16 protein-coding genes are annotated in these 18,903 nt (G+C 59.2%); 7 read left to right on the top strand and 9 right to left on the bottom strand.

Going from position 1 to position 18,903, the window contains the following annotated elements; all coding sequences use genetic code 11:
- Window positions 1-25: 25 nt before the first annotated feature.
- Window positions 26-1,480 (bottom strand): dihydropyrimidinase, encoded by a 1,455-nt coding sequence (hydA, locus tag ACR0JA_RS01440; RefSeq protein WP_480568936.1) that lies wholly within the window; start codon window positions 1,478-1,480, stop codon window positions 26-28.
- 92 nt (window positions 1,481-1,572) lie between these two features.
- The gene (locus ACR0JA_RS01435) at window positions 1,573-2,823 is read right to left on the bottom strand and encodes a Zn-dependent hydrolase (protein WP_480568934.1); all 1,251 of its coding nucleotides are present in this window, start codon (window positions 2,821-2,823) and stop codon (window positions 1,573-1,575) included.
- Window positions 2,824-2,995: 172 nt separating this feature from the next.
- On the opposite strand from ACR0JA_RS01435, the gene ACR0JA_RS01430 reads away from it, so the two are divergent.
- Window positions 2,996-3,604: a TetR family transcriptional regulator C-terminal domain-containing protein gene (locus tag ACR0JA_RS01430; protein ID WP_480568931.1), complete on the top strand. Its 609-nt coding sequence runs from the start codon at window positions 2,996-2,998 to the stop codon at window positions 3,602-3,604.
- Window positions 3,605-3,613: 9 nt separating this feature from the next.
- Here ACR0JA_RS01430 and ACR0JA_RS01425 read toward each other — a convergent pair whose 3' ends face one another.
- The 5 genes from ACR0JA_RS01425 to ACR0JA_RS01405 all read right to left on the bottom strand — a co-directional run bounded on the left by ACR0JA_RS01425 (window position 3,614) and on the right by ACR0JA_RS01405 (window position 8,497).
- A complete protein-coding gene (locus tag ACR0JA_RS01425; RefSeq protein WP_480568928.1) occupies window positions 3,614-4,093 on the bottom strand; it encodes a hypothetical protein in 480 nt (159 codons plus the stop codon).
- A 73-nt stretch (window positions 4,094-4,166) separates the two neighbouring features.
- Complete coding sequence (gene preA, locus ACR0JA_RS01420; protein WP_480568926.1) at window positions 4,167-5,471, bottom strand: NAD-dependent dihydropyrimidine dehydrogenase subunit PreA; 1,305 nt, start codon at window positions 5,469-5,471, stop codon at window positions 4,167-4,169.
- Window positions 5,472-5,489: 18 nt separating this feature from the next.
- Entirely contained in the window at window positions 5,490-6,326 is an 837-nt protein-coding gene (locus ACR0JA_RS01415; protein WP_480568923.1) for a class I SAM-dependent methyltransferase, read from the bottom strand.
- Window positions 6,327-6,370: 44 nt separating this feature from the next.
- Window positions 6,371-7,705 carry an NAD(P)-dependent oxidoreductase gene (locus tag ACR0JA_RS01410; RefSeq protein ID WP_480568920.1) on the bottom strand — a complete coding sequence of 445 codons (1,335 nt, stop codon included), beginning with the start codon at window positions 7,703-7,705 and terminating at the stop codon, window positions 6,371-6,373.
- A 159-nt stretch (window positions 7,706-7,864) separates the two neighbouring features.
- Window positions 7,865-8,497 (bottom strand): cupin domain-containing protein, encoded by a 633-nt coding sequence (locus ACR0JA_RS01405; protein ID WP_480568917.1) that lies wholly within the window; start codon window positions 8,495-8,497, stop codon window positions 7,865-7,867.
- A gap of 152 nt (window positions 8,498-8,649) precedes the next feature.
- On the opposite strand from ACR0JA_RS01405, the gene ACR0JA_RS01400 reads away from it, so the two are divergent.
- The 3 genes from ACR0JA_RS01400 to ACR0JA_RS01390 all read left to right on the top strand — a co-directional run bounded on the left by ACR0JA_RS01400 (window position 8,650) and on the right by ACR0JA_RS01390 (window position 11,724).
- A complete protein-coding gene (locus ACR0JA_RS01400) occupies window positions 8,650-9,645 on the top strand; it encodes a hypothetical protein (protein WP_480568915.1) in 996 nt (331 codons plus the stop codon).
- Window positions 9,646-9,717: 72 nt separating this feature from the next.
- Complete coding sequence (locus tag ACR0JA_RS01395; protein ID WP_480568912.1) at window positions 9,718-11,010, top strand: O-acetylhomoserine aminocarboxypropyltransferase/cysteine synthase family protein; 1,293 nt, start codon at window positions 9,718-9,720, stop codon at window positions 11,008-11,010.
- 3 nt (window positions 11,011-11,013) lie between these two features.
- Window positions 11,014-11,724 carry a GNAT family N-acetyltransferase gene (locus ACR0JA_RS01390; protein WP_480568909.1) on the top strand — a complete coding sequence of 237 codons (711 nt, stop codon included), beginning with the start codon at window positions 11,014-11,016 and terminating at the stop codon, window positions 11,722-11,724.
- Between the two features lies 1 nt (window position 11,725).
- Here the strand turns inward: ACR0JA_RS01390 and ACR0JA_RS01385 are convergent, their stop codons facing one another.
- Entirely contained in the window at window positions 11,726-12,421 is a 696-nt protein-coding gene (locus ACR0JA_RS01385) for an SIMPL domain-containing protein (protein ID WP_480568906.1), read from the bottom strand.
- Between the two features lie 164 nt (window positions 12,422-12,585).
- Between ACR0JA_RS01385 and ACR0JA_RS01380 the strand changes: the two genes are divergently transcribed.
- On the top strand, window positions 12,586-15,237 hold the full coding sequence (locus ACR0JA_RS01380) for a hypothetical protein (protein ID WP_480568903.1): 2,652 nt from the start codon (window positions 12,586-12,588) through the stop codon (window positions 15,235-15,237).
- A gap of 61 nt (window positions 15,238-15,298) precedes the next feature.
- Here ACR0JA_RS01380 and hppD read toward each other — a convergent pair whose 3' ends face one another.
- Window positions 15,299-16,396, bottom strand: a complete 1,098-nt coding sequence (gene hppD, locus ACR0JA_RS01375; protein WP_480568901.1) for a 4-hydroxyphenylpyruvate dioxygenase — start codon at window positions 16,394-16,396, stop codon at window positions 15,299-15,301.
- Between the two features lie 137 nt (window positions 16,397-16,533).
- Here hppD and ACR0JA_RS01370 point away from each other — a divergent pair, with 137 nt between their 5' ends.
- Window positions 16,534-16,998 (top strand): Lrp/AsnC family transcriptional regulator, encoded by a 465-nt coding sequence (locus ACR0JA_RS01370; RefSeq protein ID WP_480568898.1) that lies wholly within the window; start codon window positions 16,534-16,536, stop codon window positions 16,996-16,998.
- A gap of 19 nt (window positions 16,999-17,017) precedes the next feature.
- Window positions 17,018-18,898, top strand: a complete 1,881-nt coding sequence (locus tag ACR0JA_RS01365) for a cation:proton antiporter domain-containing protein (RefSeq protein ID WP_480568895.1) — start codon at window positions 17,018-17,020, stop codon at window positions 18,896-18,898.
- Window positions 18,899-18,903 lie beyond the last annotated feature (5 nt).

Raw genomic sequence — 18,903 nt, 5'->3', positions numbered from 1 at the left:
CCGCCGAATGGGCGGCCCGCATGTATCATACGCCTGTAGCCGGGATGCCGGTTCGTTCGATCGGCTGCGGCGCGGTCAGCTCTTTCCAAGTGCTCAGCGCCTTGTTCACATGGCTATTCGCCTCACGTGCGACGAACTCGCCGTGACCTTCCTGTGTCCGAATTTCGCCATCGTGAACGGCGATCTGACCACGGGTCAGGGTAAACCGAGGCAGACCTTTGACCTCTTTGCCTTCAAACACGTTATAGTCGATCGACGATTGCTGCGTATCGGCCGTGATGGTCTTTGATTTCTCTGGATCCCAAACCACAAGATCCGCATCCGCGCCCACAAGGACTGCACCCTTTTTCGGATAACAATTCAATATCTTGGCGATATTTGTTGAAGTCACCGCGACAAATTCCTGAGGCGTCAGACGCCCGGTATTTACGCCATGTGTCCACAGCATCGGCATTCGGTCCTCAAGCCCGCCCGTTCCATTCGGGATTTTGGTAAAATCTCCAACGCCATAGCGTTTCTGATCGGTCGTAAAGGCGCAGTGATCGGTGGCCACAACGCTCAGCGTGCCCGAATGCAGACCTGCCCAGAGGCTGTCCTGATGCTGCTTGTTCCGGAAAGGTGGGCTCATGACCCGACGCGCCGCATGGTCCCAGTCGTGGTGGAAGTATTCGCTTTCATCCAAGGTCAGGTGCTGAATCAAAGGCTCGCCCCAGACCCGCTTGCCCTGCATCTTGGCCCGCCGGATGGCCTCATGCGCCTCTTCACAGGACGTATGCACGACATAGAGCGGCACACCCGCCATATCGGCGATCATGATGGCGCGGTTGGTCGCCTCGCCCTCAACTTGCGGCGGGCGCGAATAGGCATGCGCCTCGGGCCCGGTATTGCCTTCGGCCAGCAGTTTGGCGCTGAGTTCGGCGACAACATCCCCGTTTTCGGCGTGGACCATGGCGATCCCACCCAGCTCGGCCAGCCGAGTGAACGATGCGAACAACTCATCGTCGTTCACCATCAACGCGCCTTTGTAGGCCAGGAAATGCTTGAATGTGTTGATGCCACGCTCTTCGACAACGGTTTTCATGTCGTTGAAAACCTGCTCACCCCACCATGTCACCGCCATGTGGAACGAATAGTCGCAATTCGCACGTGTCGACTTGTTGTCCCAGCGCTTCAGCGCATCCAAAAGGCTTTCGCCCGGATTTGGCAGCGCAAAATCGACCACCATCGTGGTACCGCCTGCCAGCGCCGCGCGCGTCCCGCTTTCGAAATCGTCACTGGAATAGGTCCCCATAAACGGCATCTCAAGATGCGTATGGGGATCGATACCGCCTGGCATGACGTAACATCCGGTCGCGTCCAGCTCCTTATCGCCTTTTAGTTCGCGCCCGATTTCGGTGATCACACCCCCTTCGACTTTCACATCCGCCTTGTAGGTCAAATCCGCCGTCAGGACGGTTCCGTTCTTGATTACAGTGCTCATGTTAAACTCCCTGATGCGGTCTGCGCCGCTTGCTTCATCTGGCCAAAATTTTCCCGGGGGAGTCGCCCAATGGGCGACGGCGGCAGCGCCCCCTATCCCACGATTTCTGCTGTTTCGACGACCGCATGGAACAGCACATCTGCCCCGGCTGCGGCCCAATCCTTGCTGATCTCTTCGGCCTCGTTATGGCTTAGCCCATCCACGCACGGGCACATCACCATCGCCGTCGGAGCCACCCGGTTGATCCAACAGGCATCATGCCCCGCGCCCGAGATGATATCCGTGTGCGAATACCCCAACCGCTCGGCCGCGTCGCGCACGGCGGCCACGCAACCGTCGTCAAACTTCACCGGATCAAAGCCGCCGACCTTCTCGAATTCGATTTGCAGGCCCATCTCGTCGACGATGTCTTCGGCGGCGACGCGTAACCGGTTTTCCATATCGGTGATCACCTCCAATTCCGGCGAGCGGAAATCGACAGTGAATACGACCTTTCCAGGGATCACATTGCGCGAGTTGGGATAAACGTCGATATGTCCCGCCGCGCCCACGGCATGGGGGGCATGAGACCACGCAATCTCATCAACTTTCTCCAATATCCGCGCCATCGCCAGCCCGGCGTTCTTGCGCATCGGCATCGGGGTCGAGCCGGTATGCGCGTCTTTTCCGGTGACAGTAACTTGGGTCCAGCTCAGGCCCTGACCATGGGTGACAACGCCGATATCCTTGCCCTCAGCTTCCAGAATCGGCCCCTGTTCGATGTGCAATTCAAAGAACGCATGCATCTTGCGGGCACCTACCTCTTCGTCGCCCTGCCAACCGATCCGCTTCAATTCGTCGCCGAATTTCTTGCCCTCGGCATCCTCGCGGTCATAGGCCCAATCCTGCGTATGCATCCCGGCAAACACACCCGAAGACAGCATCGCCGGAGCGTAGCGGGTCCCCTCTTCGTTGGTCCAGTTGGTCGCCACAATCGGGTGTTTGGTCTTGATGCCCAAGTCATTGAGCGTTCGGATGATTTCCAACCCGCCCAGAACGCCCAACACACCGTCATACTTGCCCCCCGTGGGTTGCGTATCCAGATGCGAGCCGACATAGACCGGCAGCGCATCAGGGTCAGTGCCTTCGCGCCGGGCAAACATGTTGCCCATCTGGTCCAGCCCCATCGAACAGCCAGCATCCTCGCACCATTTCTGAAACAGCGCGCGCCCTTCGGCGTCTTCGTCCGTCAGCGTCTGACGATTGTTGCCCCCTGCAACACCCGGGCCAATCTTGGCCATCTCCATCAGGCTGTCCCACAACCTGTCGCCATTGATCCTGAGATTCTGCGCCGGAGCTGCCATAGTGTCTTTCCCTGTTGCTTGCGAATTTTGCTCGCTATTCGTGTCTTGATTTGACCATCTGGTCAAACTCACGCTATCACGGGTTCGACATCAGTCAAGAATTTGCATGGCGCCGCTGGAATTTTCGGCATATTTGGTGCCCGTTTGGCGGAAAATGAGACGACCGGAAGATATGCCCAAAGACCGCGCACCGACTCGCATCCAAAAGAAAAACCGCGCGGCCATACTCGAGGCCGCGCTGAACGTGTTCTCTGCCAACGGATTTCGCGGCTCGACCGTTGATCAGATCGCGACCGAGGCCGGTTTGAGCAAACCAAACCTTCTGTATTACTTCCCGTCGAAAGAGGCGATCCACACGGCGCTATTGTCTGGTCTGCTCGAGGTTTGGCTGGCCCCGTTGCACGATCTGGATGAGAACGGGGAACCAATGCAGGAGATCCTGTCCTACATTCACCGCAAACTGCAGATGAGCCGCGAATTGCCGCGCGAAAGCCGTCTGTTTGCCAACGAACTGGTCCAGGGTGCTCCGCGTATTCACGAGGCATTGTCCATCGAACTCAAAGCCCTGGTGGACGAAAAAACCGAGATTCTGACGCGCTGGATGGATGAAGGCAAAATCGCCCGCCTGCATCCGCATCATTTGATCTTTTCGATCTGGGCGCTGACCCAGCATTACGCGGATTTCGATGTCCAGGTGCGGGCCATTCTGGGGGACGAAGATCCGTTCGAAGGGGCCGAGCCGTTTATCGACACACTTTATCGTAAACTTCTAACGCCCTGACCCAGAACGTTATTTGGCCGGTTTCATGGCCAATATGCGGTTCAGTATGACAATCGCCATTGCCAGAAATACCGTGAAATCGCCGATGGTATTGACCGTATTGATCTTGGGCACTTTTCCCGCGTCCTTGACAATCGCGGTGTACATTTTGGGTTGTTGAACCCCGGCAGAGTGCTGTTGCGCCGATGCCTTGACGTACTTGTCGAAGTTCTGCAGCGCTTTGACTTTCTTGATCACCTGACCCATGAAGCGGCGATCCAGTGTCTGATCCTCTTTCAGCTTGTCCATCATGCCGTCGATAGACTTTTTCAGCTTGAGGATTGCGTCCCGGTCTTTCTTGATCTGCTTTTGATGCTGCGCAAAATTCTTGGCAGCCATGGCTTCGCGTTGCTTTGCCTTCGACAAGGCAACGTTCTTTTTCGACGTGTCCCGATCCAGTTTCGAAACTTTGTTGCCACCTTTGCTTCGGCCCGGCGGTACGGCTGGCATGACAGTCTCCTTCGATCATGTCTGACAGCAACAGTGTAACGCCGAACCGAGTGTTTTGGGATACCAGTTTCCCCTACTCGGCGGCCTTGGCCATCGGGTTGTTGGGATGCGTGGTCCAGTTGGCATAATCCGGCTGCACGGTCCTACCGGTGCGCGGATCGACCTCGCCAGCCGCCATTGGCTCCATCGAGATACACCCTTCAACCGGACAGACATCAACGCAAAGGTTGCAGGCGACGCATTCGTCGTCCATCACCTCGAACACGCGATCCGAAGACATCGAGATCGCCTGATGGCTGGTATCCTCACACGCCGCATAGCAACGTCCGCATTTGATGCACTGATCCTGATCGATCTTGGCCTTGGCGATGTAGTTGAGGTTCAGATACTGCCAATCGGTGACATTCGGCACGGCGCGACCAACAATTTCGGAAACGTTGGAATAGCCCTTTTTGTCCATCCACTCGGACAGGCCAGCGGTCAGTTCATCAATGATCTTGAACCCGTATGTCATCGCCGCTGTGCAAACCTGAACGTTGCCACATCCCAACGACATGAACTCTGCGGCGTCCCGCCATGTGGTGACACCGCCGATACCTGAGATCGGCATGCCATGGGTCGCCTCTGCTCGCGCAATCTCGGACACCATCGACAGGGCAATCGGCTTGACCGCCGGACCGCAATAGCCGCCGTGGCTGCCTTTGCCGTCAATCGACGGTTCGGGGCTGAACGTGTCCAGATCAACGCTGGTGATCGAATTGATCGTGTTGATCAGCGACACCGCATCCGCGCCACCATTTCTGGCCGCAGCCGCTGGTTTGCGAATATCGGTGATATTCGGTGTCAGCTTCACGATCACCGGGCGGTCATAGTATTGCTTGCACCAGCGGGTGACCATCTCGATATATTCCGGCACCTGCCCTACGGCGGATCCCATGCCGCGCTCGCTCATCCCGTGCGGGCAGCCGAAATTCAGCTCGATTCCGTCGGCACCCGTTTCGGCGACGCGCGGCAGGATGGCTTTCCAGGCCCCTTCTTCACACGGCACCATGATCGAGGCGATCAGGGCGCGGTCAGGATAATCCGCCTTGACCCGTGCCATTTCCTCAAGGTTCACCTCAAGCGGCCGGTCGGTAATCAATTCGATGTTGTTCAGACCCAGCAAGCGCCGGTCCGCGCCATAAATCGCGCCGTAGCGCGGGCCATTGACGTTTACAACCGGCGGGCCTTCTGAGCCCAGAGTCTTCCAGACCACGCCACCCCATCCGGCCTCGAACGCGCGACGCACGTTGTATTCCTTGTCCGTTGGCGGTGCCGAGGCTAGCCAGTATGGGTTCGGGCTGGAAATCCCCAGAAAGTCTGTTGTCAGGTCGGCCATTGGGTCCTCCTCACCGGCTCAGCCGGTTTTCTTGAATATCATTTCTGTCGGGCGAATGCGCCCGGCTTTCAGGTTCGCGACATAGTTCTGGAACTTCTCGGGCGCAGTGTCGCCCATCATCAGATGAATGCCCAAAGGCGCTGGCCCGTCCTCGGCCATTTTGGCGAACACCTCTTCAAAGAATTCCAGCGCAAAGTCGGTGCGGTCGTTTTCGGTTTCCAGTGTCAAGCCCGCCGCATCGGCGGCCTGTCTGTAGGTCTCAGGCGCATGCACGAAAGACGTTTCCGGCTGCGTCGACCAGGGCAGTGGGAAGGCCAGCGGTTCCTCGGTCGGTCCGCCCATCACATCAAACAAGGCAAAGGTGCCACCCGTCGCCAGTGCGCGCGACACCTCGGCGAACAGGCCCGCCTTGTCTTCGATGTTCATGCCGACATGCAGCATGACCGCAAGATCGAAACCGGCATCGGGTACGGGCATGTCCAGCGCGCTGCCTTCCAGAAACTCGACCTTGTCGGACAGGCCCACAAGGTCGCTGAGCGCTTTGGCCGTTTCGACAAATTCAGGCGTCAGATCGACCCCGGTGACGGTCGAGTCGTAGCGATCGGCAACATAGCGCGATGTGCCACCGATGCCGCATCCGATATCCAGTACACGGGTCGCATGGGTCGGAGACAACTGGTTGAACAGGTTGTCGGTCGCCGCCACGCCGCCGGTATGGAACTCATCACCTGCTTTCAGATCGGCAACCGTCGCCGCATCCGGGTCGACGCCGCTGGCGATCAACGCGTCGCGAACCCTGTCGGTCAAGGCTCCGGTCGTATAATGACGGGTAACGGCTTCTTCTATCTGAGACATGGCTATACCTCGGCAACGGAATGGGGATTGGGTGCCTTACCCTATCACGATTCCAGTGTTGCGTGGATGTCCATCGCAGCATCGCGCCCTTGGGCAACCGCAGTCACCGTCAGATCGTCACCGCCCGCAGCACAATCGCCCCCGGCCCAGACGCCTTGCAACGATGTGCGCCCGGCCCCGCTGACTGCGATCTTGTTGCCGTCGAGCTGCAACCCGTCGGGCGCGCCATCCAGTTGCTGACCAATCGCCTTCAGGACCTGATCAGCAGGCAGGCGGATCATCTCACCCGTGCCCGTCAGACTGCCATCAGTGCTGGAGGTGTATTCCAGCTCAATCTCGGCCGTTGCGCCATTTCCGTGGACCGCAACCGGCTGAACATTGGTCATGATGCGCACCCCATGCGAAGCCGCAAGGTCCTGTTCGTACCGACTGGCGCCCATGGCATCGCGGTCGCGGCGGTAGGCAATCGTCACGTGCTCTGCACCCAGCAGTTTTGATTTCACCGCCGCGTCGACCGCTGTCATGCCGCCGCCGATCACGACAACATTCCGTCCGACCGGCAGATGCGCCAGATCACCGGCTTGCCGTACGTCGGAAATGAAATCGACCGCATTGCGCACGCCATCCTTGTCCGCACCCGGAGAGCGCAGCGCATTCACGCCCGCAAGACCGATCGACAGGAACACCGCGTCGTAGTTTTCGGTCAGCCCATCCAATGAGATCGTCTGACCCAGCGCGGACCCGGTTTCTATTGCGATACCGCCGATCTTCAACAACCAGTCCACCTCGGCCTGGGCAAAGTCGTTGGTCGATTTGTAAGCAGCGATCCCGTATTCGTTCAGACCGCCGGGTTTTGGCTTGGATTCGTGGATCACCACGTCGTGGCCCAGCATTGCCAGCCGATGCGCGCAGGCCAGACCCGCAGGCCCTGCCCCGACGACCGCCACGGTCTTGCCGGTGGTCGGCGCACGCTCAAATGGATGTGCGCCAGACGCCATCACGTCATCGGTGGCAAAACGCTGCAAACGTCCGATCTCGACCGGTTTGCCCTCGGCTGTTTCGCGCACACATGCTTCTTCGCAAAGTGTCTCGGTCGGACAGACGCGGGCGCACATGCCGCCCAGAATATTCTGTTCCAGAATCGTCCGCCCGGCGGATTGCGGTAGTCCCGCCTGAATCTGCCGAATGAACAACGGAATATCGATATCCGTTGGACAGGCCGTCACGCATGGCGCGTCATAGCAGAAATAGCAGCGATCAGCGGCCACGGCAGCCTCGTGCGGGGCCAGTGGCGGATGCAGATCGGTGAAATTCGAGGTCAGCTCATCGCTGGAAAGCCGCCCGGCGACGATGCCGGGTGCCATCTGGCCCTGTGCCATCACTCTACTCCCTGTAGATATGTTTGTTATGACCCCAGCTTGCCACAAACAAATTTTTTATCAATTGGTAAAATTTGCCAAATGGTCAAAAAATTGAAAAACCGGGCCGATCAGCCCGGTTTTAGCAGAGATTTGCCTGAAATTTGGGCCAGCGACGGCTTAGACCATCCCGCCAAGGTGGCCGGATTTGACCCAAACCCGCGCGCCACCTTCTCCGGCAACAGCGCTGGATTGCGTCCCCGGCGGCAGGCGCAACCAGTCCCATGGGCCAAAATCCTCGCCGTTTTCGGCGAATCCGCCTTCGATCACAAAAACCTCGAGTCCCTTGTCGGCCTCCAACGGCAGAGTCGCGCCTGCGGGCCAATTCTGAACTTCGACATCCTCATGCGCGTCGCTGAACAGCTTTACGTTCCCTGAACCGTTGACCGAGCGATGGACCTGAGTGCGATCGTCAGGGTCGAACTGATGCAGCTTGACCAGAATGGTTGCACCCTCGCTGGCCGAAGGCGTGTGCGAACTTGTTGGAGGATTGCGTACATAGCTGCCAACCGGGAAATCCCCGGTTTCGTCCTGAAAGACACCGTCGAGAACCAGATACTCTTCGCCGCCGTCATGGGTATGGGCAGCAAATGCGCTGCCGGGCGCAAAGCGAACAATGGTCGTGGCGCGCGCGACCTCGTCACCGATCCGGTCCAGCATCTTGCGCTCGACCCCGGCTGCCGGCGACGCTACCCACTCGGTGTCGTCAAAATGAACCGCAACACGTTGGCTGAAATCTGCATTGACCCGCATGAAGAACCTCCAGTCTGGCTGATACCAAATTACATGGCGATTGGATTACGAATTTCAAACCATTGCGCGCATCAGGTTTTGACGGCCCATCCCGCATCATGTAATCCCAAAGCAGCAGAGCCGCGACCCGGCCACAACCAGAAAGCGCATTAATGCAGGCGAAGCCCCCTGAATTCAACGTCGTCGTGATCGGGCAAAACAACCGCGTCCAGTACGAAGCGGTGCTGTTCGCCGCCTCCTTGCGGCATTCATCGCCCAGGTTTTCCGGCCGCCTGATCGTCGCTGTCCCGCAGGCGGGGCCGTTGTGGGCCAGCAACCCAAGCATTCAGAACCCGGACGTCCTGAAAGCGCTGGACCATCTGGGAGCCGAGATCGTCCCCTTTAACAACCATGTCTTCGGCGAAAGCTATCCGAACGGCAACAAGATCGAGGCGTTGCTGGCATTGCCCGAGGGTGAGCCCTTTGTCTTCTTCGACAGCGACACGTTGATCACGGGCGAGCTGTCCGAGATCCCCTTTGATTTCGATCGCCCCGGCGCATCATTGAAGGTGGAAGGGACCTGGCCCAAGCCCACGCTCTATGGCCCTGGGTACGAGGCGATATGGCGCGCGCTCTATGACCGGTTCGGGCTGGATTTCGAAAGCTCGCTGGATACAAGCCAGCCGCAGGGATACTGGCGGCGGTTCCTGTATTTCAATGCCGGTTATTTCTATTACAAATGCCCGCGACTGTTTGGCGAACGTTATCTTGAATACGCGCGCGCCATTCGTGACGAGAATATCCCCGAACTGACCGGGCAGGTTCTGGACCCCTGGCTGGACCAGGCGGCGCTGCCGCTTGTGATCCATTCGTTCGGCGGCGGGCGCGATGCCCTGCCCGGTGGATTGCTGGATGGTGCGGTCAGTTGCCATTATCGCCTGTTCCCGCTGCTTTATGCACGCGAAAGGGATCAGGTGATCGACGTGCTGGAAACGGTCAGCGCCCCCAACAAGATCAAAAAAGTCCTCAAGACCTACGATCCGATGAAGAAGCTGATCTTCCAGGGCAAGGGCCGGAAAATCCGCGACATGTTTGATCGCGACAACCTGCCCCAGCGCGAACAGGTCATCCGCAAGACCATCAAGTCAAAGGGGTTGTGGCAGCGCTGACAGCGCCGTTGTGTATGCGCAGGCAATGTCCTAGACATTTTGGCAACAAGGATTCCAACAGGAGATTTCGATATGTCTGACGGCCCTCAATACGGCTTTGATACCCTGCAAATCCACGCGGGCGCCCGCCCTGATCCGGCAACTGGCGCGCGTCAGACACCGATCTATCAGACCACGGCCTATGTGTTTCGCGATGCCGACCACGCGGCAGCACTTTTCAATCTGCAAGAGGTCGGGTTCATCTATTCCCGCCTGACCAACCCCACCGTCGCGGTTCTGCAGGAACGCGTGGCAACACTTGAGGGCGGCGTTGGCGCGGTGTGCTGTTCCTCGGGCCATGCGGCGCAGATCATGGCGCTGTTTCCGCTGATGGGGCCGGGCTGCAATGTGGTTGCTTCGACTCGTCTCTATGGTGGCACGGTCACGCAATTCAGCCAGACCATCAAACGTTTTGGCTGGTCGGCAAAATTCGTGGACACCGATGATCTTGACGCCGTCAAAGCCGCAATCGACGAAAACACCCGCGCGGTGTTCTGCGAATCCATCGCCAACCCGGGCGGATATGTCACCGACATTCGCGCGCTTGCCGATGTGGCGGACGGCGCGGGCATTCCGCTGATCGTCGACAACACCTCGGCCACACCCTATCTGTGCCGCCCGATCGAGCACGGCGCGACGCTGGTTGTACACTCGACCACCAAATACCTGACCGGCAACGGCACCGTCACCGGTGGCTGCATCGTGGATTCGGGCAAGTTCGACTGGTCGGCGAACGACAAGTTCCCCTCGCTCAGCACGCCGGAACCGGCCTATCACGGGCTTAAGTTCCACGAGACGTTCGGCCCGCTTGCCTTCACGTTCCACAGTATCGCCATCGGCCTGCGTGATCTGGGCATGACCATGAACCCGCAAGCAGCACACTATACGCTGATGGGTATCGAGACCCTGTCGCTGCGGATGGAACGGCATGTCGAGAACGCGCAAAAGATTTCCGCCTGGCTCGAGGCTGATGAACGTGTGGAATATGTGACCTATGCCGGCCTGCCCTCCTCGCCCTATCATGAGCGCGTCAAAACGCATTATCCGCGCGGTGCCGGTGCCTTGTTCACCTTCGCGGTCAAGGGCGGCTATGACGCCTGCATCAAACTGGTGAACGCGCTCGAGATTTTCAGCCATGTGGCCAATCTGGGCGACGCCCGGTCGCTGATCATCCACTCTGCCTCGACAACCCACCGCCAGTTGACTCCCGAACAGCAAGAGGCGGCAGGCGCCAGCGCAAACGTGGTGCGCGTATCGATCGGGATCGAGGACGCCGACGATCTGATCGCCGATCTGGATCAGGCCCTGTCCAAAGCCAGCGCCTGAGCCATGACCGAGCACGACACCAACGAGCTGGGCCAACCCATCGGCAAGCCTGTGACGGGCGATTTTCCTCGCCCGACGCCGCCCTATACGCCGATGCAGGGTCAATTCTGCTCGGTCGTGCCACTGGATATTAACAGACACGCGCCCGGGCTTTACCGGGCGTTTGCCAATGACATGGACGGTCGCAACTGGACCTACCTGCCCTACGGCCCCTTCGATGCCGAGGCCGGTTTTGTCGAATGGGCGCAGGCCAATTGCGCCGGTGCCGACCCGATGTTTCATACGGTGCTGGACCAGGACGAGGTTCCGGTCGGTATGGCCTCATATCTCAGGATCGAACCTGCCGCCGGAGCGATTGAAGTGGGTCACATCCACTTTTCGCCCCTGCTGCAACGCAAACCGCAATCAACCGAGGTCATGTACTTGATGATGCGCCGCGTGTTCGACGAGCTGGGCTATCGCCGCTACGAATGGAAATGCGACGCGCTGAATGCGCCGTCACGGCGTGCGGCCGAGCGGTTGGGTTTCACCTTCGAAGGCATCTTTCGTCAGGCGACCCACTATAAAGGGCGCAATCGCGACACGGCCTGGTATGCAATCCTTGATACAGACTGGCCCCGCATACGTGCAGCTTTTGAAAGCTGGCTGTCGTCCGACAATTTCGACGCCTCGGGCCAACAACGGCAGCCGCTGATGGCCCGGGCAGACACCTGACTTAGTCGGCGATTTCGAATTCCATCAGGATATTGACCGAAACCGATACCTCGCCACCCGCGACGGGTACGCCGGCGCTATCCATCATCGCCATCTCTCGCATCTGGGCGACCGGACGAACCCCGCTGGCCTGATCACTGATCGACACCACTGATCCCAGCTGGATCCCGGCTGCCTGGGCAAGCTGGTCGGCCTTTGCCATCGCATCCGCGACCGCGCTTGCACGCGCGTTGGCCTCAAGCGGTTTTGGGTCCTGCACACTGAAACTCAGCCCGCCAAAGTCATTGGCACCATCCGAGATCACGGCGTCCATGATCTGCCCCAGGCTGTCCAGATCGCGCACCCGGACCAGAACGCGGTTCGACGCGGTAAAGCCGGTAATGCGTGGCGGCTCGTTGCCTTGCCCGCTGCGCCCGGCCCAGACCGGTGACAGCGACAGATCCCGGGTCTGCACATCGCGTGCCTCAAGCCCCATATCCTCAAGCCGTTTCAGAATCTGCGCCACCGCTGCCGAGGTTGCCGCCATCGCAGCTGCGGCCTCGTCTTCCTGATTGGTCACGCCAAGGGTCAATGTGGCCATGTCCGGCTCGGCCAATGCGACCCCAGTGCCGCTGACGGTGATGCGACCTTCCTCCGCATGGGCGGGCAAGGCTGCCACGGCGGCGGTCATTGCTGTCAAAAAGGCAAGTGTCTTCAAGGTGATCCCTCCTGCTGACGTAACCCAAAGATGGGGTCTTGGGGCAATACACGGCAAGGGGGAATCGCGGCTTTTTCTTTCCCTCGGCAGCTTCCTGCTTTATGCTCTTGCGGCAGGCGTCAAAGCGTTTGCAATGAAACTGACAATTATGGTTCATCCGGATTATGAAACCCGCCTTTGCGCTGTCATTTTCTGAAAACGGCATCTCGCTGCATCACCATTCGGATGGGGAATGGTACTGCGTTGGAACCGTACCGCTGGATGTGCCCGATCTGGCCGAGCAGATGCAGGCGCTGCGGGATAAGGGATTCGCGCTGGCCAATCACCTTGGATGCGCGCTGATCATCCCGCCTGATCAATTGCGCCTACTGACCGTTGACACCGATGGATTGAGCCCCGAGGACGCTGCCGCCAAAGTCGAGATCACGCTGGCAGAGGCGACGCCCTATGCGCTGTCGGAACTTGCATATACATCCGTCGCGGCGGATCCCGAGACACAGGTTGCCGCTGTTGCCCGACAGACGCTGGACGAAGCGCGCGCCTTTGCGGTTGCACACGGATTTGTCCCCGAAGCATTCCGAGCAGGCGAGACGGCGGAACCTCCCTTGCACGGACACGGTTTTGAATGGCCGGTCGATGCGGCTGACCCTGCGCCCGATGCTTCACCGCCAGTGCCGACGGGGACCGACGACGTAGACAATGCCCTCGCCTCCGAACCCGATGCCATTCTCTCTGAGCCGGAACCAATCGTCGATCCGACGACACCCAGCGAACTTGAAGCGCCTGAGGATCAGGGAACGGACACCGAGCCGGGAACATTCGAGGATCAATTGCCTGCGGCTGAGCAGGAAATGCCGGAACAGCCAGCCCCTGCGACCGCGTCAGAAACGTCAGAGCAGCCAACGCCGACCATAGCAGCGACGCCTGACGAGGTTGCACCTGCGGATGTTGTGGAAGCAGTCGAAGCTCCAGACTCAGTTGTTGAGGCGGAACCGCCTGAGGAGCCAACATTCGCCGTTGAGGCAGAAACGACCGACGAGCAAGCACAGGCGAACGACACGGAAACGACCGATGCGTCAGACCTAGTTGTTGAGCCGGAAACATCTGAAGGGCCGACACCCGCCGTTGACGCAGAAACGCCTGACGAGATTGTACCTGCGGATGTCGCGGAGACGCCCGAAGGCCCAGACGAAGTTGTTGCGCCAGAAACGCCCGAGGAGTTGGCGCTACCCGTGGTGGCAGAAACGACTGACGAACATGCACCCGCAAATGTAGCTGAAACCCCCGAAGGTCCAGACGAAGTTGTCGCGCCAGAAACACCCGAGGGGTTGGCGGCGCCCGTAGTGGCAGAAACGACTGACGAACACGCAGCTGCGAACGACACGGTAACGTCTGATGATCCCAGCCTGGTTGTCGAACCGGAGATGCCAGTGCATGCAATCGCCGGTGCCACCAGGCCCGAGGCGTTCCGGTCAACACCTGCTCTGGCAGGCGGAACAAAACCATCACGTCGAAACCTTGCGCGCTATGCCATTCCGGCGGTTGCGGCGTCCGTCTTTCTGGGCATGGCTCTGGGCGCGTGGTCGATCATGGGGCCGGACAGCCCGCCCGCCGTCGAGGAACAAGCGCAGGCGACCCCCGAATCCGAGGTCATCGAACCGCCGCAGACCGACGTTGCAGCTGTTGAACCGGAAACCGAAGCCCCTGAAGCAGAGGTCGAGGAACCGTTGAGCGCCACAGATGCGGCGATACTCGAAGCACTGTCCGTTGAGCCCGAGGTCGAAGAGCAGGTTGACCCGTCCGCCACCGATCCGGCCATTCTCGAAGCGCTGAACATGCCTCCGGAACCGGTCGAACCGATCGCGCAGGACCCTGACCCTCAGACTGTGCTCAAGGATTTCACCGGCACCGCGCCGACGGCGCCGCCGCCCTTGTCGGCCCCGCAGCCGGATCAGACGGACGAGATGTATCTGGTCTCGGTCGACAAGTCGGACCTGTCGCTGGATGCATTGGCCTTGCCGCAGGTTGAAAGTCTTCTGACCGACCTGCCGCCGGACCTGCCCACTCTGCCCGGCGGACAGGATCAGCAGTTTGATTTGGACGATCGCGGTCTTGTCACCGCGACGCCCGAGGGCACGCTGAACCCCGATGGTGTCGTGGTCTATCTTGGGCGCCCGTCCTCGGTCCCGCCCGAACCTCCGGTCCGGTTCGAAGCAGAGCCCGAACCAACGGAACCCGACGAACGGTTGGCCGGTTTCCGACCGCGGGTGCGGCCCGACAATCTGGTGGATCAGTTCGAACGCTCGCAGTTGGGCGGTCGGTCGCTGGCAGAATTGGCCGTCGTGCGGCCCAAGCTGCGCCCGGAATCGCTGAAGGTTGAACCCGAGATCGACTACACCCCAACGGCTTTGGCGGTTGTTCGTGTGCCCCGACCAAAACCTCGCCCGGCCAATCTGGCCCCGCGCACCGCAAGCGCAGGCACGGCCAACCTGGGATCGACCGCAAATGTGGCTTCGACGACAACCGAGCCCGGTTCGTTTGCGCCCAAAACCGTGTCACCCAAGATACCGACCACTGCCTCGGTGGCGCGGCAGGCGACGATCGACAACGCCATCAATCTGCGTCGATTGAACCTGATCGGGGTCTACGGCACCCCCGCAAACCGCCGCGCCCTCGTCCGGCTGCCCAGTGGCCGGTACAAAAAACTGAAGGTCGGAGACCGGATCGACGGCGGCAAGGTTGTTGCAATTGGTGACAGCGAGTTGCGTTACCAAAAGCGCGGCAAGAACGTGACGTTGAAAATGCCGCGCGGGTAAGTTCGACAAAAAAAAGAGCGCCGGACTGCGCGGCGCTCTCTCACTCATCAGTTTTTTACGATCAAGCCGCCGAAATTTCACCGGATTCGATCTGCTCACGTTCGATGGATTCGAACAGGGCTTTGAAGTTCCCCTCGCCAAACCCATCATCGCCTTTGCGCTGTATGAACTCGAAAAAGATCGGTCCAATCACGGTCTTCGAGAAGATCTGCAACAGGATCTTGGTCTCGCCGCCATCCAGAACGCCCTCGCCGTCGATCAGGATGCCGTGTTTCATCATCCGGTGCTTCGGCTCATCATGACCGCTAACCCGGTCATAGGACATATCGTAATACGTCTCATTCGGGCCGGGCATGAACTTCAGCCCTTTTTCGGCGATCGCGTCGGTCGAACTGTAGATGTCATCACTGCCGACCGCGATGTGCTGAATGCCTTCTCCCTTGTACTTTTTGAGGTAGGATACGATCTGCCCGGTCTCGCCCCGGTCTTCGTTGATCGGAATACGGATGCGGCCGCAGGGCGAGGTCAATGCACGGCTGAAAAGACCCGTATGCTTGCCCTGAATGTCAAAGAATCGGATTTCGCGGAAGTTGAACAGATCGCCGTAGAACTTGAACCACTTGTCCATGTTGCCCTTGAACACGTTGTGGGTCAGGTGATCGAGGTAAAAGAACCCGTCACCGCGCGGCTTGGATTGTTTCACCCACTCGAATTCCTCGTTGTAAGGCGACGTGTCGTGATACTGGTCGATGAAATAGATCAGCGATCCGCCAATGCCCTTGATCGCCGGGACATTCATGGTCTTGTCATCGGCGTCATAAGGTTCGGCCCCCTTTGCGACAGCATGCTCATACGCCTTTTGCGCATCGACCACGCGCCAACCCATTGACGGGGCACAGGGGCCGTGATCGGTGACGAATTTGGCAGCAAAGCTGTCAGGGTCCGCGTTCAGGATATATGTCACATCGCCCTGCTGCCACAGCTCGACCTTGGGCGACTTGCGATGATGACCGACATAATCGTACCCCATCCGCGCGAACAGCTCGCGCAGTTCTTGCGGTTCGGGATGGGCGAATTCGACAAATTCGAACCCGTCGGTCCCTGCCGGGTTCTCTTCGCTGATGACAGATTTCGGAGCGTTATGCGGGAAAGGACCCATGGTGTGCCTCCTTACAGACAGGAAATTCTTTGCTGATTCAAAAATACGCCTTAATCGATGCTGTTTCTGCGCATTGTTTTCGTGTAAACTCGCTATATACGCGCGAACCCCGCATTGATTGATCGAATTTTGAGGAAATGCCGCACGTGCTGGATCGGATCGACATTGGAATGCTAGCTGCGTTACAGCGCGACGCGCATCTGACGGCGCAGCAATTGGGCGACGCGCTGAATCTGTCGGCCTCTCAGGCGGGTCGTCGCCGACAGCGGCTTGAAGCCGAAGGTTACATTACCGGATACACCGCCCGGCTGGATCCTGTGAAACTGGGGTTGCAGGTTCAGGGTTTCATTCAGGTCCATCTGGGGACGCATGGGCCGGAACAATCCGCCAGCTTTGCCCGCATGGTCAACACCCGCCCCGAGATCAGCAGCGCCTGGACGATGACGGGTGAGGCAGATTACCTGCTTCACGTGTATTGCGACGACCTTTCCGCCCTCAACAGCTTGCTTCACGAGGTGATCCTGCCGCATCCTGCGGTTGCCCGTGTGCAAAGCCAGATCGTGATGGACCAACTGAAACGCGACGCTCCGTTGCCGACATGACCTTGCAGGAAGGACAACGATGAACGAATTCCTTTACCAAGCTTCGATCTATCTGGCGGCGGCAGTGATTGCCGTGCCGCTGTCTGCGCGGCTGGGGTTGGGATCAGTGCTGGGCTATCTGGCGGCGGGCATTGCAATCGGTCCTATTCTCGGCTTGGTCGGGGCCGAGACCGAGAACCTTCAGCATGTGGCGGAATTCGGCGTCGTGATGATGCTGTTCCTGATCGGGCTTGAACTTGAGCCGCGCGCGTTGTGGGACATGCGGGACAAGCTGCTGGGTCTGGGCGGTCTGCAAGTGGGCTTGTCTACGCTGGCTATTGCTGCGGTCGCGTTTTACGCAAATCACCCGTGGTCGGTGTCTTTGGCGGTCGGGCTGACACTGTCGCTATCCTCGACTGCAATCGTGTTGCAGACCTTGTCGGAAAAGGGCCTGATGCAAACGAATGGCGGGCGCGCGACCTTTTCCGTGCTTCTGACGCAAGACATCGCCGTCATCCCGATCCTTGCATTCCTGCCCCTACTGGCGCTTCCGGCCATGGTTCATATCGAACAGGACGGTTCGATTGACCGCGGCATCGCTCATAACGATGCGCACGCCCATCATACGCTTTCGCTGGTCGAGGGGCTGCCGGGCTGGGCGGTAACGCTTGTTACACTCGGCGCGATCGCCTTTGTCGTTCTGGCAGGCGTGTATCTGGCGCGCCCGCTGTTCCGCTTTATCCACACCACCCGCTTGCGCGAGATGTATACGGCGTTGGCCCTGATGATCGTGGTCGGCATCTCGTTCCTGATGACGCTGGTTGGCCTTTCGCCCGCGTTAGGCGCCTTTCTTGCAGGCGTGGTTCTGGCCAGCTCTGAATTCCGGCACGAGATGGAGAGCGATCTCGAGCCCTTCAAAGGGCTGTTTCTGGGTCTGTTCTTCATCACTGTCGGCGCCGGCATCGATCTGGCGTATTTCTTCGACGACCCGCTGGATCTGATCGGTCTGGCGCTGCTTGTCATTCTCGCAAAGGGGATCATCCTGTTCATCGTCGGGCGGGCCTTCAAGCTGCGCGGGCGCGACCATTGGTTGTTCACGCTGGGTCTGGCTCAGGCGGGGGAATTCGGCTTTGTTCTGTTGGCTTTTTCAACGCAACAGAATGTCATCCCACCCGATCTGTCGCAGAAACTGCTGATGATCATCGCATTGACGATGCTGATCACGCCGCTTTTGTTCATCACCTATGACCAGATCACCCGGTATATCGGCGATGCGGGTCCAGCGGTCGAACCGGACGAGATTGACGAAAAAGGTCCTGTCATCATCGCGGGCATTGGTCGCTTTGGTCAGATCGTGAACCGTCTGGTGCAGGCCAGCGGTTTCAAAACCGTGGTTCTGGACCACGATATCGAGACCATCCAGTTGATGCGCCGGTTCGGCGTCAAAGGGTTTCTGGGCGATCCTACCCGCCCCGAGCTGCTGAGGGCTGCGGGTATCGAGAAAGCCTCGGTTCTGGTCGCGGCGATGGATGATCGCAAACAGGTCACGCGTCTTGTTGGATACGCGCGCCGTCAACGGCCCGATCTGCACATCATAGCCCGCGCCCGCGACCGCACCCATGTTTACGAGCTGTATCAGGCCGGTGCCAACGACATCGTTCGCGAGATGTTCGACGGATCGTTGCGCGCGGGTCGCTATGTGTTGGAGAATATTGGTCTTTCGGAATACGAAGCGGCGCAGGCCGAGCAGACCTTTTACCATCATGACCGCACGTCCGTGCGCGAATTGGCCGAGCTGTGGATACCCGGCATGCCAACCGCCGATAACAAAAAATACATCGAGCGGGCCCAGAAGCTGGAAAAGGATCTGGAGACCGCTCTGCTTGAATTGGCCGAAGAACACGCCAAGGAATCGGCCTGACCTGC

This window comes from Ruegeria sp. AM4 (assembly GCF_056540665.1).
Note: the sequence above shows the minus strand (reverse complement) of the source record. Positions and strands in the feature narration are given on the sequence as shown.

Excerpts from the sequence above, each read along its gene's own strand:
- ACR0JA_RS01430 (WP_480568931.1), top strand. The coding sequence starts at position 2,996 with ATGCCCAAAGACCGCGCACCGACTCGCATCCAAAAGAAAAACCGCGCG.
- hppD (WP_480568901.1), bottom strand. The coding sequence starts at position 16,396 with ATGGGTCCTTTCCCGCATAACGCTCCGAAATCTGTCATCAGCGAAGAG.
- ACR0JA_RS01365 (WP_480568895.1), top strand. The coding sequence starts at position 17,018 with ATGAACGAATTCCTTTACCAAGCTTCGATCTATCTGGCGGCGGCAGTG.
- hydA (WP_480568936.1), bottom strand. The coding sequence starts at position 1,480 with ATGAGCACTGTAATCAAGAACGGAACCGTCCTGACGGCGGATTTGACC.
- ACR0JA_RS01400 (WP_480568915.1), top strand. The coding sequence starts at position 8,650 with ATGCAGGCGAAGCCCCCTGAATTCAACGTCGTCGTGATCGGGCAAAAC.
- ACR0JA_RS01380 (WP_480568903.1), top strand. The coding sequence starts at position 12,586 with ATGAAACCCGCCTTTGCGCTGTCATTTTCTGAAAACGGCATCTCGCTG.
- ACR0JA_RS01415 (WP_480568923.1), bottom strand. The coding sequence starts at position 6,326 with ATGTCTCAGATAGAAGAAGCCGTTACCCGTCATTATACGACCGGAGCC.
- ACR0JA_RS01395 (WP_480568912.1), top strand. The coding sequence starts at position 9,718 with ATGTCTGACGGCCCTCAATACGGCTTTGATACCCTGCAAATCCACGCG.
- ACR0JA_RS01405 (WP_480568917.1), bottom strand. The coding sequence starts at position 8,497 with ATGCGGGTCAATGCAGATTTCAGCCAACGTGTTGCGGTTCATTTTGAC.
- preA (WP_480568926.1), bottom strand. The coding sequence starts at position 5,471 with ATGGCCGACCTGACAACAGACTTTCTGGGGATTTCCAGCCCGAACCCA.
- ACR0JA_RS01435 (WP_480568934.1), bottom strand. The coding sequence starts at position 2,823 with ATGGCAGCTCCGGCGCAGAATCTCAGGATCAATGGCGACAGGTTGTGG.
- ACR0JA_RS01390 (WP_480568909.1), top strand. The coding sequence starts at position 11,014 with ATGACCGAGCACGACACCAACGAGCTGGGCCAACCCATCGGCAAGCCT.
- ACR0JA_RS01410 (WP_480568920.1), bottom strand. The coding sequence starts at position 7,705 with ATGGCACAGGGCCAGATGGCACCCGGCATCGTCGCCGGGCGGCTTTCC.
- ACR0JA_RS01425 (WP_480568928.1), bottom strand. The coding sequence starts at position 4,093 with ATGCCAGCCGTACCGCCGGGCCGAAGCAAAGGTGGCAACAAAGTTTCG.
- ACR0JA_RS01370 (WP_480568898.1), top strand. The coding sequence starts at position 16,534 with ATGCCGCACGTGCTGGATCGGATCGACATTGGAATGCTAGCTGCGTTA.